Genomic DNA, 15,768 nt, shown 5'->3' with positions numbered 1-15,768 from the left:
TCGCTCGCCATGATCAGGGCCGGGCCGTCGCGGGCGCGGCAGGTGCAGCAGGCGTCGCGGAGGCTCCGGCCTGACTATCCTGACGCTGCGCGTTCGGTCCGTTGAAGTAACGGAAGAACGGCGAATCCGGCGTCAGCACCATCCGGGTATCTCCAGGCTTGATGCTGGCTTCATAGGCCTGCATCGAGCGGTAGAAGGAGAAGAACTCCGGATCCTTGCCGAAGACTTCGGCGAAGACCTTGTTGCGTTCGGCCTCGCCCTCGCCCCGGATCACGTCCGAGTTCTGTTGAGCCTCGGCGACGATGACGGTGGCGTCCCGGTCGGCCCGCGCCTTGATCTCCTGCGACTGCTGGCCGCCGAGCGCGCGGGCTTCCGCGGCCTCGCGCTGACGTTCCGTCTGCATCCGCTGGAACACCGCCGCAGAGTTTGCCGCCGGCAGGTCGACACGCCGCAGCCGGACATCGACCACCGTCATGCCGAAGCGCGCGGCTTCACGGTTCACGTCGTCGCGGATGCGGTTCATCAGCCGCGAGCGCTCGGTCCGCACCACGGCGGTGAAGGTCGCCTCCGCCAGCACCGAGCGGACATTGCCGTTCACGATCGAAGCGAGCTGCGAGTTCGCACGGGGGATGTTGTTGACCGCCTGGTAGAAGCGCAGCGGATCGGAGATGCGATAGCGCGAGAAGGCATCCACCACGAGACGCTTCTGGTCCGAGGCGATGATTTCCTGCGCCGGCAGGTCGAGATCGAGGATGCGATTATCGAGCAGCGTCACCGTCTCGATCGGCGCGAACCACTTGAAGTAGAGGCCGGGCGCGGTCTTGACGGCGCGGACGGCGCCGAGACGGAGCACGATAGCCGACTGCGTCTGCGAGACCACGAAGGTGCAGGCATAAAGCACGACGGCGACGGCGGCGACGACGACCAGCAGGGCCGCGCGAAGGAAGGAGCCGTTCATCGGTTGGCCCCTCCCTGCAGACGGGAGCCCTGGACCTGTCGGCCCGCATTGAGCTGGTCGAGCGGCAGGTAGGGCACCACGCCCTGGCCGCCGGCGGGGTTGTCGAGGATGATCTTGTCAGTCCCGCCCATCACGCGTTCCATCGTCTCCAGGAAGAGCCGCTCGCGCGTCACCCCCGGAGCATTCTTGTACTGTTCGTAGACCGCGTTGAAACGGCTGGCCTGGCCGCGCGCTTCCGCCACGGTCTGCTCCTTGAAGGCCTCGGCCGACTGCACGAGCTGGGCAGCGCGGCCGCGCGCCTCAGGCACCACGCGGTTGGCGTAGGTCTGCGCCTCGTTGCGCAGGCGTTCCTGGTCGGCGCGCGCCGCCTGGACGTCGCGGAAGGCGTCGATGACCTGCTGCGGCGGGTCGACCTTCTGGAGCTGGACGAGGCGAATCTGCACGCCGGCATTGTAGCTGTTGAGCGTCTCCTGCATCAGCTGGCGCACCTCGGTCTCGATCGCACCGCGATCGGTGGTCAGCACCGGCTGAATGTTGCGGCGGCCGATGATCTCGCGCATCGCGCTCTCGGCCACGGCCTTCACCGTGCCCGGCGGATCCTGGATGTTGAAGACRTARTTCTCGGGCGCGGCCGGATCGATCTGCCATTGCACGATGAAATCGATGTCGACGATGTTCTCATCGCCGGTGAGCATCAGGCTTTCCTCGATCACGTCGGTCTGGCGCGAGGTGCGCACCGATTCGACCGTGCGGAAGCCGACCTCGGTCGTGATGACGTTCGTCACCTGCGGCTTGATCACGCTGCCGATCGGATAGGGCCAGTTCCAGTTGGCGCCCTCGCCCGTCTTGCCGACGAAGCGTCCGAACACGACGTTGAGGCCGACCTCGTTGGGCCGCACGAAATATACGCCGGATCCGAGCCAGATCAGCACAAGCAACAGAAGACCGAGCACGAGCCCGCGCCCGCCGATATTGCCGCCCGGTATCAGGTTCTTCAGCCGATCCTGGCTACGCCGCAGGATTTCCTCGAGATCGGGCGGATTGCCGTTGCCTCCGCCTGAGCCGCCCCCCCATGGGCCGCCGCCACCGCTACCTCCGCGCTGGCCCCAGGGTCCACCCCCGCCGCTGCCACCGCCGCTCTGATTGCTCCAAGGCATCCCCGAGCCGATCCCTTCCGTTCTGTCGGCCGAGCCATAGGCGAATAGCGGCCGCTTGTCAGCGTCTTCGGCTGAAGACGCTGGGCTGAGTTGGTCATGGGCCACGGATTCGTCAACGGCGCAAGCCATTCATCGTGAATGGAAAGCGGCGATCAGCCGCGCCTGCGGTAGGTGACGAAGGTATAAGGATACTCGTTGTCGGCATCGACGTGGTGACGTTCCTTTGCTCCCGCGTCGAAGGCGCCAGGCTCCCAATCCGGGAAAAGCGCGTCGCCCGCCGGCTTGGCATGGACGAGCGTCAGCTCCAGCCGATCCGCGAAGGGCAGTGCCTGCCGATAGACCTCGGCGCCACCGGCGACCGTGACGGAATCCGCATCGCTCGCCGCGGCCACCGCCTGCCCCATCGCCAGCGCCTCGTCGAGCGAATGCGCGACTCTGACGCCATCGGGCGCGAAGCCCTCATCGCGGGTCAACACGATGATCTCGCGCCCCGGGAGGGGCTTGCCGATGGATAGGAAGGTCTTGCGCCCCATCAGCACGGGGCGACCCATCGTCAGGCTGCGAAACCGCTGCAGATCTCGCTTGAGCCGCCAGATCAGGCGATTGTCGTCGCCGATCACGCCATTGTCGGCGACGGCCGCGATCAGCACGATCGGGCGCTTCTCCATGCTTCAATCCTCCGCGCCCAATCTCCTGAGCGCCTCGCCCTCCAGCCGCTTCACCGTCCACTCGTCCTGCGCCTTGGCGCCGATCGAACGGTAGAAAACGCGCGACGGCTCGTTCCAGTTCAGCACCCACCAGGCGAGGCGAGGCAGATCTTCCGCGACGCAGCGACGCGCCAAGCCCGCGATCAATCCCTTACCGATGCCGCGCCCGCGCTGGTCCGGCCGAACGTAGAGGTCTTCCAGCCAGATGCCGTGGCGGCCGGMGAASGTMGAATAGGTATAGAACCAGACGGCGAAGCCGACCGGCTCGCCATTCCATTCGGCGATGTCGCAGAAGACCTTCGGATTCGCGCCGAACAGCGCCTCAGCGATCTCCGCCTCGGTCGCGACCACCTCGTGGAGCAATTTCTCGTATTCGGCCAGTTCCTTGATGAAGGCGAGCACGAGCCCGGCCTCGCCGGGGCGGACGGAGCGAATGTTGAGAGTCATACTGCGATCGGCGCCTTGATGGAGGGGTGGGGGTCGTAGTCCGAGATCGCGACGTCCCCGAACTGGAAATCCTCCAGCCGCGTCACGGCCGGATTGAGCGAGAGCTTCGGCAGCGCGCGCGGCTCGCGCGAAAGCTGCAGCCGGGCCTGATCGAGATGATTCACATAGAGGTGAGTATCGCCGAAGGAATGGACGAACTCGCCGACGCCCAGCCCGGTCACCTGCGCTACCATATGGGTCAGCAGCGCATAGCTCGCGACGTTGAACGGCACGCCCAGGAAGACGTCGGCCGAGCGCTGGTAGAGCTGGCAGGACAGCTTGCCGCGCCCGTCTTCGGAAGGCTGGACGAAGAACTGGAACAGGCAATGGCAGGGCGCCAGCGCCATCTTCGGAATGTCGGCGGGGTTCCAGGCCGAGACGATGAGGCGGCGCGAATCCGGATTGCGGCGGATCTCGTTCACCACCCAGGCCATCTGGTCGATCACCTGCCCGTCCGGGGCCGCCCAGGAACGCCATTGCCTGCCGTAGACCGGCCCGAGATCGCCATTCGCATCGGCCCACTCGTCCCAGATCGTAACGCCGTTCTCCTGCAGGTAGCGCACATTGGTGTCGCCGCGCAGGAACCAGATCAGCTCATGGATGATCGATTTCAGATGCAGCTTCTTGGTCGTGACCAGCGGAAACCCCTCCGACAGGTCGAAACGCATCTGATGGCCGAAGACGGCGAGCGTGCCGGTGCCGGTGCGGTCGTCCTTGCGGACGCCCTCGGTCAGAACACGTTGAAGCAGGTCATGGTACTGGCGCATGGCGACTCTCTGGAGGCACAGGAACATAGCGGCTCTGGCGCGCCTTGGCCCCCCTCGCCGCGGCAGACATCCCCAGCCTTTGCACGCACTCCTGCCAGCCGACGGCCGGAACTATGGCGCAAACCAGTCGTCGCCTGTTCCGCGCCTCAGGAGGCAGGCATTTCCACGTACGGCATAGCCATGCTGTCGCGCAGACCACTCCTCCGCGCGGCCCCCGCCTCGGCCTCCTGCAATGGCGGGCCGAGGCGGGCGAGGACTCACGCCATTGCGACCACCTGTGAATACCCGCATCCGCAAACCCGCCTCAATCCGGGTCGCTCATCGCAGCCTGATTCGTGGGGATACGTTGATGTGGATGAAGACCACCGGAGCCGGCTTGCTGATCGCGCTCGCGCTCAATGGTTTTGCACTGCCGGCCGCCCATGCCTGTGAAGCGGAAATCACCGTTTCGGAGAGCGAGGCCCGGAACATCGCCTGGAACGCCGGCCTCGTCCATGTCGAGGAGATCACCCGGGGTGACGACCGCTGGGAGATTGCCGGCCGCGACGCCAACGACGACGAGATGATCCTCGACATCGACATTAGAAATGGTCGCATTCTCGATTGAGGCGCGAATGCTGCATTACCTGTCGAAATCGGCTCAGCACTCTTTCCCCGCGCCGTTGCAGCGCCTATATTCGTGAGTGCCACTCGCAAGAGCGGCTATGGCGATAAACGGATTTCGGAATAAGCCTTTCGGACCCGGGGGCGGTACCCGGCGCCTCCACCAAAGCCCTGATCTTTCAGGGTTTTGGCGGGGGCGAAATAGGATCGACGAGGGTGTAAAAGTTGTCCTTTTGCTCGGCATGGTTCCGCCGTTATCGGGCCAAAGCATAGTTGCCAACGACAACAATGCTCGGGTTGCTGTCGCCGCGTAAGCGGTGCTGGTTCCCAAACCAAAGCCCTTGCGTTTAGCCGCGTAAGGCGGGGCCCGGAGGCGCCTGGCAACAGAAGCCTCCACTTTCATTCTGGCCTGCCGGCTGTTCCCGCCGGAGCAGCAAGCGGAAAAACATACCCTATGTCCAAAGATGTTCTTCGTTACGATCTGATGGTGCAGGAAGCGCTGAAGGGCGTCGTCCGCAAGATCCTGACGGAGGCTGCGCGGGACGGGCTGCCGGGCGAGCATCATTTCTACGTCACCTTTCGGACGGGAGCGCCCGGTGTGCGTTTGTCGCAGCGCCTGCGCGAGAAGCACCCCGACGAGATGACGATCGTCCTTCAGCATCAGTTCTGGGACCTCAGCGTCAGCGACCACGCCTTCGAGGTCGGCCTGTCATTCTCCGGCGTGCCGGAGCGGCTTCTCATCCCATTCGATGCAATAACGACCTTCTTCGACCCCTCCGTGCAGTTCGGCCTGAAGTTCGAGACGCAGGGGGATCCGGAGGAAAGTGGCGCACCGCAGTCCGAGTCGGTTGTGGCCCCCGCGCCCGTTCCCACCAAGTCCATGCCCGCCGGTGTACCAGCGCTGAAGACGCGAGCGTCGGCGGCAGAGGACACGGACAAGAGCAGCGATGCACCGGCCAACGAAACCGAAGACGACGGCAAGAGCGGTGCCGAAGTCGTGAGCCTCGATTCCTTCCGCAAGAAGACCTGACGGACCTTCCATGACCGAGACGCGCACCGAAACCGATTCCTTCGGCCCCATCGCTGTGCCCGCGGACCGGTATTGGGGCGCACAGACGCAGCGCTCTCTGGAGAATTTCCGGATCGGCGGCGAGCGCGAGCGCATGCCGCTGCCGCTGGTTCATGCCCTCGTGCTGGTCAAGAAGGCGGCCGCTCACGTCAACTCTCGGCTCGGCCTGCTCGACCAGCGCGTTGCCGGCGCCATCGGCCAGGCGGCCGACGAAGCGCTCGCCGGGAAATTCGACGGGCATTTTCCGCTGGTGATCTGGCAAACCGGCTCGGGCACCCAGTCCAACATGAATGCCAATGAGGTGCTGGCGAACCGCGCGAACGAACTGCTCGGTGCCGGTCTCGGCGCCAAGAGCCCGGTCCACCCCAACGACCACGTCAATCGCGGCCAGTCCTCGAACGATTCCTTCCCGACCGCGATGCATATTGCGGCTGTCCTCGAGATCACCCGCAAGCTGCTCCCGGCCCTGCGCAATCTCGAAAAGGCGCTCAACGCCAAGGCCGATGCCTTCAAGCATCTCGTCAAGATCGGCCGTACCCATCTGCAGGACGCCACGCCCGTCACGCTCGGCCAGGAATTCTCCGGCTATGCGATGCAAATCCATCTCGGCATCGGCCGGATCGAGGCTGCGCTCGGCGGGCTCTATGCGCTGGCGCAGGGCGGCACGGCCGTCGGAACCGGCATCAACACCCATCCCGATTTCGCCGTGCTCTTCGCCAAGGAGGTCGCGACGCTGACCGGCCTGCCCTTCCGCACGGCCGAGAACAAATTCGAGGCTCTGGCGAGCCACGGCGCGCTCGCCGCCGCCCATGGCGCGCTGGCGGCGCTCGCGTCCGACCTGTTCAAGATCGCCAACGACATCCGCCTGATGGGCTCGGGCCCGCGTTCGGGCCTCGGCGAAATCAGCCTGCCGGAGAACGAGCCGGGATCCTCGATCATGCCCGGCAAAGTCAACCCGACCCAGGCCGAGGCGCTGACCATGGTCGCCACCCAGGTCCACGGCAACCAGGCGACGATCGGCTTCGCCGCGAGCCAGGGCCATTTCGAGCTCAACGTCTTCAAGCCGGTGATCGCTGCCGCCTTCCTGCAGTCGGTCCGTCTGCTGGCCGATGCGGCCGAGAGCTTCCGCGTCAATTGCGTCGAGGGCATCGAGGCCAATGAGGCGCAGCTGAAGGAGCTGCTGTCGCGCTCGCTCATGCTGGTGACGGCGCTCGCCCCGGCGATCGGCTACGACAAGGCCGCGAACATCGCCAAGTCCGCGCATCACAACGGCACGACGCTGCGCGAGGAAGCGCTCAAGGCCGGTGTCGACGCCGATCTCTTCGATAAGACGGTCAAGCCCGAGCAGATGCTCGGCCCGCGCTGACGGAGCCGCAACGATGGCCGAGATCATCAACCTCCGCCGCGCCCGCAAGCAGAAAGAGCGCGCGGAGGCGGATAAGACGGCCGAGCAGAACCGCATCAGCTTCGGCCGGACCAAGGCCGAGCGCATCCTCACCAACGCCGAGCGCGACAAGGCCGCCCGCCACATCGACGGGCACAGGCTCACGAGAGCATTTTCCAGCGAAGCGGAGGCCGGTTCGCGTGAAGAAAATGCGATAAAGCAAAGGGCTAGGGAACTTCAGCGCTTCGGAGAAACGCGGAAGTCCTCCCGCGACGACAGGGACCCGGAGCCGGCATGAGCGCGGAGCGCAAGCGCTCTCTCAGCATCGCCGGCCACCGCACCAGCATCTCGCTGGAAGACGAATTCTGGGAAGCGCTGAAGGAGATCGCTGCGCTACAAGGCCAGCCGGTTTCCGCCCTCGTCGTCGAAGTCGATTCGAGCCGGGGGGACCTCAACCTGTCATCGGCCCTGCGGCTTCACGCGCTCGCTCATTACCGGCAGCTCGCCGCCGGGCAGCGAACCGATGCAGAACCGTAATCATTTCAGCCGCCGGAAACGAACCCCGGAATAACCCGGGCGGGTTTGAAGCACGGCTTCAATTGCGCGGTTGTGCGCCCGGCAGAATCTGGAGAGGCGGCGCCGGCTGCTGAACCGCGCCTTCAGGAGAGCTGGAACGGGGCGCCCCCGGGAGGACGAGCGGTCCCGGTTGTGACAGTGACTGTGGCTGTGTCGGCGGCGGAGCCGATTGCATGGCTGCCCGCTCCGCCGCGGCTCGGGCGCGCTCCTCCAGCTCCGCCCGTCGGCGCGCCTCCTGCTCCGTCCGCGCCTGCTCCGCGCGGCGCAGTTCCTCGGCGCGCTTCTCCTCGGCTAGCCTGCGCTGCTCCTCGGCACGTCGCACCTCCTCCTGCCGCTTTTCCTCGGCGAGGCGGGCCTCTTCCTGCGCCTTCATGAACTCGTTGAGCTTGCGCTCGTTCTCGCGCATCTCGCGCTCCGCCCTCAGCCGCCGCGCATGCATCGCCCGCTCGCGCGCATCAGCCTCGAAGGCTTCGACGCGCTCGATCTCGCGCGCCAGAGCCCGCGCCGCCACCGTGTTCGAGAGGGCGCTGACATCGCTCTCCCGCCGCAGATTGGAGAGCGGTCCGCGCCAGGCGATCCCGATCTGCGGGGCATCTCCGGGCCAGCCCTTCGGCAGCGCCCCGACTGGCTTGAGACCGAGCCTGAGATCGGCATTGAGCGCACGCAGATCGACGACCCCGCTTGCCTCCGCCCGCAAGCCGTTGCGCTCGAAGCTCAAGGGCTGCAGCCGGATGAGGCCGCCTGCGAGCGTGAAGGGCAAGGTGATGTCACCAAGCGCCCAGGCATCGCGATCCAGCGCTTCCGCGAGCCGGTCCTGCAGGCGCGAGGCATCGCTTTCGGAGGCATCCTCGCCGGTATTGGCGATGATACGGGCGTAGGCGCCGGGATCGAAACGGGCGAGGCGAGCGCCGGTAAGCGACAGGTTCCCGGCCCCGCTGAGGCCAGCGATCAGGCGCGCCGGCGTCTCGCCCGATCCGCCGAACTCGACCTGCCCCGAAGCCTTGCCGCCGATAGCGCCCTTGGTCAGTTCGACGACGTCGATCGCCGTCAGGGCCAACCGTCCGTTGAGCTGAGCGAGCCCCCCGTCGCGACGCAGGCCGAGCCGACCGGCGACCTGCCCCCCGCCGAACGCTCCCTTGATATCCTCGACCCGCAACCCGTCCTGATCGGACCGCAAAGCGAAGCTCGCATTGCGGATCGTCGCACCGTCGAGAACCGCGAGCGAACCGGCCTCGACCGCAATGTCGAACTCCGGCAGCTCGCCGACGCGCCCGAACCGTGCCGTCGACCAGATCGACCCGGGCGCCGCCGGCGCCGGGCCCAGCGCCGTCGCGACCAGTTGGCGCAAATCCGCCGCAGGGATCGCGAAACGTCCGCTGTAGCGTCCCTCGCGCGGCAAGATGAGCGAGCCGCCGGCAGCGATGCCGCCGAGATTGGCTGCGATGCCGTCGAGCTGGACCGCCTCGCCCGTCAGCCGCAGTCGCGCATGGGCATCGAGAACGCCGTCGGGCAGCAGCCGCGCCGGCCCCTCCGCCAGAATCTGGGCCGGTCCTTCGGCCTGCAGCGAGACCTGCGCCGCGCCGGCGCCATCCTCGACGACGATGGACAGACCCGGCCCGGCCAGCGAGCCGACCACGCGCCCCTTGTCGATGTCGAGCGTCAGCCGGCCGGCGCCGCCCTGCACCGGCGCGGGCAGGCCAAGCGCCGTGAAGGCTTGGCGCCGGTCGGCAAGGTCGAAACCCAAACTGGCGCTGTTCCAGTTTCCGGCGCGGTCGAGCAGGCCCTTGATCGTCAGCTTCCCGGCCGCCGCATTGCCCTCGGCCGAGAGCGCGGTCTCGCCCGAAGCCGCCCGCGTCAGGCGGAAGCTGCTGTCGAGCCTCGCCAGCCCGTCGCTTGCCCGCGTCAACGCCTGCATCGCCGCCTCCGGCAGCAGCGGCCCGGCCAAAGCCGTCAGGGTCTCGATGCGCGGCGCGCGGACCCGCCCCGAAATCTCTCCGCCCTCGGCCAGCAGCGACCCGGCTCCGGTAACGTTGACGCCGCCGAAACCGTTGACCGAGAGGCGGCTCAGCCGCCAGACATCGCCCTCGCGGCGGATATCGAGGCTGGCCGAGCCTGGCGGAGCATTGCGGTAGCGCGCATTGGCGAGTGTCAGATCCAGCGCGATGTCAGGCTGCCGGAACAAGCCGCCGAGGCTCGTTCCCGGCGGCAAGGTATCGAGCGCTAGCCCGCTCACCGTGGCCTTGGCCGCGAGCCTGTTCGATCCGGCCTCGCCCGACGCGTCGAGCCGCACGCCGGACGATCCCGCAACCAGCAGCCGCTGGAACGCGATCCGCCCCGGCGCCCAGGAGCCGACCGCATCGGCATCGATGCGTCCGAGCCCCGCGATAAAATCGGCCATGGTCGGGTCGAGTCCGGCGCGGGCCAGCACCAGCGCAACGCGCCGCGCATCATCCGCCTTGAGATTGATGCGGCCCGTCGCTCCCTCCGAGCCCAGACCGCCGCTTGCCCCGATGAGCGCGCCGGCGACGCGAACCGAAGCCGAAGCATCGTTCAGCCCGCCATCATGCAGCCGGCCGCGGAGCGCCAATGTCGAAAAATCCTCGCCCCGCCAGATCACCTGGTCGAGGTCGAGACCGATGTCGAGAGTGCCCGGCAGACCGCTCAGCGCCCGCTCGAAGCCCTGGCGCTCCGCCAGCGCCGCGACCAGTGCATCGGCATCGAGCCGGCGCGCCCGCAACGCCAGAGAGCCGGCTCCGGTTCCCGGCAGATATTGCCCCTCCCCCTCCAGCCTCGCCGCACCGCCGGCGAGGTCGAGCGTGAGACCCGCAAGCTCGAGTTGGCGACCACCGCCCTTCACCTTGCCCGACAGCGAGACCGCCCCGCCCGGCGACAGGCCGAAGGCGCCGTCGAGCTCGACGGCGATCCGCCCTGGCGCCGCCGGCAGGATCAGGGAGCCGTCGAAATTGAGCTGCAGATCCTCTCCGGTGAGGAAGGCCTTGGCGCGCAGCCGGCCGCCCTCCTCGAGCTCGCCGGTCGTCACGCGCAGGGACGTGCCCGCCACCTCGCCTTCGAAACGCCAGGGCCCGGCGAAGCTGACGGCAGAAACCTCCGCGGCGATTGGCGTCAACATGACCGCCGGCTTGCCCGGCTCTCGCCAGATCAGGGCCGAGCGGCTGATCCGCAGCCTGTCGAGGCTCGCTTCGGCCGGCAGGCCCTTGCCAGTGCGCTCCGGCAGGCGGATCGCGCCGGTCTCGTCGAGGGAAAGCGTGACCGTGGCCCCGTCGATCTCGGCTTCCGAGAACCGGAACTCCCCGCGCGCCATGGCGGCGAGCGCCAGCTCGACCGTCGCATGTTCGACCGTCGCCGCGCTGGCGGTGCCGTCGCCGCTGCCGATCCGCACATTTTCGAGGGATATGCGCGGCGAGGGCAGCAGGCGCAGGCCGATCGCCCCGCCGATCTGCGTCTCCACGCCCAGCGCTTCGCTCAGCCTGGCCTCGATCTGCGGACGATAGGCGCGCCAATCGACGAAGCCGGGGCCAATCAGGGCCGCCAGCAGCGCCAATACCAGCAGGCCGGCCAGAACTGTCAGGCTTTCACGCAACGTCCGCTTTCTGTCCCTGTCGCCATGGTGTAGCGGCACCGGTCCAAAACCGGCGTCCGCCCGCGATCATGCCGGCAAGTCGCGGCAGGATCGCGACATTTCGCGAAGGGCGCCCGCAGCGCAAGCCGCGCCGATGTCACAGGACGACGATTTTTCCGGGATTGAGGATGTTCTGCGGATCGAGCCCACGCTTCAGCGTCCGCATTACCGCGAGTGCCTCCGCCCCGTGCTCCTGCTCGAGATACTTCATCTTCTTCTGGCCGACACCGTGTTCACCCGTGCAGGTTCCGCCCATGGCCAGCGCACGCTTCACCAGCCGGTCGATGAAGGTCTGGGCCCGCTCGACCTCGGCCTTGTCGTTAAGATCGACCAGCGGTTGCGTGTGGAAATTGCCGTCGCCGACATGGCCCGCGATCGGCGCGATCAGCCCGGAGGCCTCGATGTCGCGCTTGGTCTCCTCGACGCATTCGGCCAGCTGCGAGATCGGCACGCAGACATCGGTCGCGACCGAGTCGAAGCCGGGCCGCAGCGCCTTCGCCGCCCAATAGGCGTCATGGCGCGCCTGCCAGAGCTTGGAGCGGTCCTCCGCCTTGGTCGCCCATTCGAAGGGCCCGCCGCCATATTCCGCCGCGATCTCGCCGAAGCGCTGGGACTGCTCGGCAACGCCCGCTTCCGTTCCGTGGAACTCGACGAAGAGCATCGTCGTCTCCGGCAGGCCGAGCTTGGCATGCAGGTTGACGCCGCGGATCATCACGTCGTCGAGCAGCTCGATGCGCGCCACCGGCAAGCCGGTCTGGATGGTCAGGATCGTCGCATCGCAGGCGGCCTTCACCGAGGGGAAGGGGCAGACGCCGGCGGCGATCGCCTCGGGGATGCCATGCAGCTTTAGCGTGACCTCGGTGATGATGCCGAGCGTGCCTTCCGAGCCGACGAGCAGGCGGGTGAGATCGTAGCCGGCCGAGGTCTTGCGGGCGCGCGTCGAGGTCTTGACGATCGAGCCATCGGCCATCACCGCCTTCAGCGCCAGCACATTGTCCTTCATCGTGCCGTAGCGGACCGCATTGGTGCCGGAAGCGCGCGTCGCGGCCATGCCGCCGATCGAGGCATCGGCGCCCGGATCGATCGGGAACATCAGGCCCTGGTCGCGCAGATGCTCGTTGAGCTCCTTGCGGGTGACGCCGGCCTCGACCACCACGTCGAGATCCTCGGCGTGCACGGCGATGATGCGCTTCATCTGCGACATGTCGATGCAGACGCCACCGAAGGGCGCGTTGACATGCCCCTCCAGCGAGGTGCCGGTGCCGAAGGCAATGACCGGCACGCCATGCGCCGCGCAGAGCTTCACGATCTCGGAAACCTCTTCCGTGTTTTGCGGGAAAATCACCGCATCCGGCGGCTGATTGGGTATCCAGGTCAGGGTATGGCCGTGCTGCTGGCGCACCGCGAGGCTGATGACGAGCCGGTTTCCGAAGCGCGCGGCCAGCGCCTGGGTCACGGCTGCAATGGCATCGGGCGATGGCGGCAGCACTGCGGCGGAGGCAGGGCTGTCATGAGGGGCGGCAGCGGGCAGGCTCATTGTCAAGATCCGATTTTGGCGCTTAGACTTGGAACAGATCGGTTTCGCAATTGGTTACGGTCCGACATCATCCTGACCATCGCGGCCGGGGCGAGGTGCTGACGCTGATTGCGAACGATGCATACTAGATCATGGGACGACGAAATGGGCAGCCGCAATAATGCGACGGGCCCTTGAACGAGGCGCCTGACAGGGAGGGCGATCATGGCACACGATACACGCGCTCCGGCGCTCTTCTTCTCGCCCTTCGTCTCTTCGGCGATGCGGGTCGAGCCGCAATGGATCGACTACAACGGCCATCTCAACATGGCCTACTATCATGTCCTGTTCGACCGTGCGGTGGACGAAGTCTTCTCTCTTGTCGGCCTGACGCGGGACTATGTCGAGACACGCCACGCCTCGACCTTCACCGCGGAATGCCACATCCTCTACAAGCGTGAGCTGACCGATGGCGACCTCGTCCGCGTCACCGCCCAGCTCATCAGCTTCGACGACAAGCGCCTGCACTACTATCTCGAGATGCGCCACGCCCATGAAGGCTGGCTCGCCGCGACCAGCGAGAACCTGTCGCTGCACGTCGACATGGTCCATCGCAGGGTCACGCCCTTCCCTGCCGACATCCTCGCGAATCTTGCTTTGATGAAGGCAGCCCACAGCATGATGCCGCCGCCGGCTACGATCGGTCGCATCATCGGCATGCCGAAGAAGTCGGCGATCCGCGTCGATGAGGCGAAGGAAGTGCGCGAGCCCGAGGTCGAGACGCGGCACTGAGACTATTTTGCCGTCATGGTCGGGCTTGGCCCGACCATCTCTGAAACCAGCGCCTTCTTGTCAGGAGGTGCTCGGGTCAAGCCCGAGCATGACGCTAAGCTCCGCGCCTTCCCACCACCGCATGCATCGCATAGCCACGATACGGCGCGCCGAGCCGGCAGTCGGCCCCCGCCGCTTCCGCTAGCGCCCGCACCGTCTCCGGCAGATCCTCGCGTGGCGTGACATGGAACAGGGCGAGCCAGCGCAGCAGCACGGCCTTGAAGCTCGCCGGCAGCCCGCTCTGATCGCCGAAATCGACGATATGCAAAGAGCCGCCCATGTTGAGGCGGCGCAGCGCCTCCGCGACGACACCCTGCCAGGGCGGGATCATCGACAGCGCATAGGAGATCACGATCCGGTCGAAGCCCTGAAGGCCGAACAGTGCCTGCGGGTCGAAGCCGGTGGCATCAGCCTCGGCTAGCTGGATCCGATCGTCCAGCTCCGCCCGCGCCACCGCAGTGCGCGCCGTCGCCAGCATCTCGCTGGAGACGTCGAGCCCGTAGCAGGCGCTGGACGGGTAGCGCCGCGCGATCTGGATGAGGTTGCGCCCGGTGCCGCAGCCGATCTCCAGGACGGTGGCGCCGGGAGGCGGCTGCAACCCATCGATCAGCTGGTCACGGCCGAGCAGATAGAACTTCCGGCTGGCGTCGTAGATGTGCCGCTGATGCCGATAGATCCGGTCCATCAACCCGGCGGGCGAGCCGCCCGGCGCCTCGGCGGCGCTCACCGGACCTGCCCCTTCAGCACATAGAGGTGGAAGCCGCCATAGATCGCCGAGCGGTCCTGCCGGCAGAGATCGCGGCTGCGCTCCTCCTCGTAATGCCACTGGTCGAGGATCGCAGCGGGTATCCGGCCGGGCAGCAGCCGCTCRTCGGCSGCCGTSCGGAAGATCACCCGCGCGCCCGGCCGGGCGGTGCGCGTGATCTGCGACCACAGCGCCGTCAGATCGGCGTCGTTCATCCAATCCTGCGCATCGAGCAGCACATAGGCATCGCAACTCTCGGCCGGCTGCTGCTCCAGCAAGGCGGTGACCGCGCTCTGGTGATAGGAGACGTTCGCAGCGCGCTCCTTCACCGCCGCGAAATATTGCGGCTGCAGATAGGGCGGAAACGCCGCGTCGGCCCCCTCGCCATAGCGTCGGCCGAAAGCCTGCTGGGCGAAGTAGTTGTCCTTCAGATCGAAATCGCAGGCCAGACGCTCCAGCCGCAGCTTCAGCGCGCCGAGAATGCCCTCCTCGCCATCGGCCGCCAGCGCCTTGTACTGCGCCGGCGGGATGCCGAGCCCATAGAGCGAGGCCGGCTGGCGCACCAGCCACCGCACCAGCTTGCGCTCGAACACCGGCGCGAGATGCTGCTCGTAGAGCGCCCGCTGTTCGGCTAGGTCACGCGCTGCCAGCATCGTCAGCGGATTGCCGCCCAGCGCCCGCGCCAGCACATGGCCCGTGCCGATGAAGCGGCCGAGCAGGCCGTAGCGATAGAAGCCCTTGGCGAAGAGGTTGATCCGGCGCCGTCCATTGAGGCCCAGCCCCTCCCAGTAGCCGCGCGAGACGGCGTCGAGATGATCAGCGATCTCGCGATCGTAGACGCCGACATTCTCGCGCGCATTTGCCTGGCCGAAGAAGCGCAGGAAGTCCTCCTGCCGCTCCAACCGCGCCAGAGCCGCGAGCTTCAGCCGGCCGAGCGCGATRTGSGCGSCGTTGAGATCGACAGCGCTGACACGGATCGGCGCGGCCGTGAGATAGGAAAGGATGTTGCAGGAGCCCGACGCGATCGCCACGACATGGTCCTCGGCCTTGAGCTGCAGCGCCGCCATGTCGACCACCGGGTCTTCCCAGATCTGCGGATAGACCAGTCCGGAGAAGGCGCGGGCGAACAGCCATTCCAGCATGCCCGCTTTGGACAGCGTCTTGCTGCGCCGGACGGCCAGTCCCAGGCCCGAGCTCGTCATGCGGCGGGCCGCGCGCGCCGTTTGCGTCGCCTGTTGCGTCACCGGTTTTCCTCCCTTTGCGGGTGGCGGGCCTGCTAGAGGAGTCGCGTGACGGTCCGGTGACGGAGCCTCGGCCCTTGCCGCGGCG

At 67.0% G+C, this 15,768-nt stretch carries 14 protein-coding genes, 1 other RNA gene and 1 pseudogene; 7 read left to right on the top strand and 9 right to left on the bottom strand.

The annotated features are described in order from the left end of the window. Positions 1–13: 13 nt before the first annotated feature. From hflC to AC1DEZ_RS06600, 5 genes are all read right to left on the bottom strand, one after another. Positions 14–958 carry a protease modulator HflC gene (gene hflC / locus AC1DEZ_RS06620; RefSeq protein ID WP_441513791.1) on the bottom strand — a complete coding sequence of 315 codons (945 nt, stop codon included), beginning with the start codon at positions 956–958 and terminating at the stop codon, positions 14–16. Then, positions 955–2,115 carry an FtsH protease activity modulator HflK gene (hflK, locus tag AC1DEZ_RS06615; protein ID WP_441513792.1) on the bottom strand — a complete coding sequence of 387 codons (1,161 nt, stop codon included), beginning with the start codon at positions 2,113–2,115 and terminating at the stop codon, positions 955–957. Before hflK ends, hflC begins: the two co-directional genes overlap by 4 nt. A 152-nt stretch (positions 2,116–2,267) precedes the next feature. Continuing rightward, entirely contained in the window at positions 2,268–2,783 is a 516-nt protein-coding gene (locus AC1DEZ_RS06610; protein ID WP_476779120.1) for a dihydrofolate reductase, read from the bottom strand. A gap of 3 nt (positions 2,784–2,786) precedes the next feature. Further along, positions 2,787–3,269: an N-acetyltransferase family protein gene (locus tag AC1DEZ_RS06605; protein WP_476779119.1), complete on the bottom strand. Its 483-nt coding sequence runs from the start codon at positions 3,267–3,269 to the stop codon at positions 2,787–2,789. Further along, a complete protein-coding gene (locus AC1DEZ_RS06600) occupies positions 3,266–4,075 on the bottom strand; it encodes a thymidylate synthase (RefSeq protein ID WP_476779118.1) in 810 nt (269 codons plus the stop codon). Before AC1DEZ_RS06600 ends, AC1DEZ_RS06605 begins: the two co-directional genes overlap by 4 nt. Before the next feature lie 349 nt (positions 4,076–4,424). On the opposite strand from AC1DEZ_RS06600, the gene AC1DEZ_RS06595 reads away from it, so the two are divergent. From AC1DEZ_RS06595 to AC1DEZ_RS06570, 6 genes and pseudogenes are all read left to right on the top strand, one after another. Further along, positions 4,425–4,682 (top strand): hypothetical protein, encoded by a 258-nt coding sequence (locus AC1DEZ_RS06595; protein ID WP_476779117.1) that lies wholly within the window; start codon positions 4,425–4,427, stop codon positions 4,680–4,682. A gap of 38 nt (positions 4,683–4,720) precedes the next feature. Next, positions 4,721–5,076: a transfer-messenger RNA gene (ssrA, locus tag AC1DEZ_RS06590) on the top strand. A gap of 56 nt (positions 5,077–5,132) precedes the next feature. Further along, positions 5,133–5,708: an SspB family protein gene (locus AC1DEZ_RS06585; RefSeq protein ID WP_476779116.1), complete on the top strand. Its 576-nt coding sequence runs from the start codon at positions 5,133–5,135 to the stop codon at positions 5,706–5,708. A 10-nt stretch (positions 5,709–5,718) separates the two neighbouring features. Beyond that, complete coding sequence (gene fumC, locus AC1DEZ_RS06580) at positions 5,719–7,113, top strand: class II fumarate hydratase (RefSeq protein ID WP_476779115.1); 1,395 nt, start codon at positions 5,719–5,721, stop codon at positions 7,111–7,113. Between the two features lie 13 nt (positions 7,114–7,126). After that, a pseudogene (locus AC1DEZ_RS06575) lies at positions 7,127–7,300 on the top strand (DUF4169 family protein); the annotation flags it as partial. Positions 7,301–7,425: 125 nt separating this feature from the next. After that, on the top strand, positions 7,426–7,668 hold the full coding sequence (locus AC1DEZ_RS06570; RefSeq protein WP_476779114.1) for a ribbon-helix-helix domain-containing protein: 243 nt from the start codon (positions 7,426–7,428) through the stop codon (positions 7,666–7,668). 58 nt (positions 7,669–7,726) lie between these two features. Here the strand turns inward: AC1DEZ_RS06570 and AC1DEZ_RS06565 are convergent, their stop codons facing one another. Together AC1DEZ_RS06565 and AC1DEZ_RS06560 are read right to left on the bottom strand one after the other, a co-directional pair. After that, positions 7,727–11,308 carry an AsmA family protein gene (locus tag AC1DEZ_RS06565; protein WP_476779113.1) on the bottom strand — a complete coding sequence of 1,194 codons (3,582 nt, stop codon included), beginning with the start codon at positions 11,306–11,308 and terminating at the stop codon, positions 7,727–7,729. Positions 11,309–11,444: 136 nt separating this feature from the next. Then, entirely contained in the window at positions 11,445–12,884 is a 1,440-nt protein-coding gene (locus tag AC1DEZ_RS06560) for an FAD-binding oxidoreductase (RefSeq protein WP_476779112.1), read from the bottom strand. A gap of 204 nt (positions 12,885–13,088) precedes the next feature. Here AC1DEZ_RS06560 and AC1DEZ_RS06555 point away from each other — a divergent pair, with 204 nt between their 5' ends. Beyond that, positions 13,089–13,655, top strand: a complete 567-nt coding sequence (locus AC1DEZ_RS06555; RefSeq protein ID WP_476779111.1) for a thioesterase family protein — start codon at positions 13,089–13,091, stop codon at positions 13,653–13,655. A 94-nt stretch (positions 13,656–13,749) separates the two neighbouring features. Here AC1DEZ_RS06555 and AC1DEZ_RS06550 read toward each other — a convergent pair whose 3' ends face one another. Then, positions 13,750–14,421 (bottom strand): class I SAM-dependent methyltransferase, encoded by a 672-nt coding sequence (locus tag AC1DEZ_RS06550; RefSeq protein ID WP_476779110.1) that lies wholly within the window; start codon positions 14,419–14,421, stop codon positions 13,750–13,752. After that, positions 14,418–15,683, bottom strand: a complete 1,266-nt coding sequence (locus AC1DEZ_RS06545; RefSeq protein ID WP_476779109.1) for a BtaA family protein — start codon at positions 15,681–15,683, stop codon at positions 14,418–14,420. The genes AC1DEZ_RS06550 and AC1DEZ_RS06545 overlap by 4 nt, the downstream gene beginning before the upstream one ends. Positions 15,684–15,768 lie beyond the last annotated feature (85 nt).

The sequence above is a fragment of the Allobosea sp. 10L422 genome (genome assembly GCF_056395345.1).
This window is presented reverse-complemented; position numbering and strand designations above follow the sequence as displayed.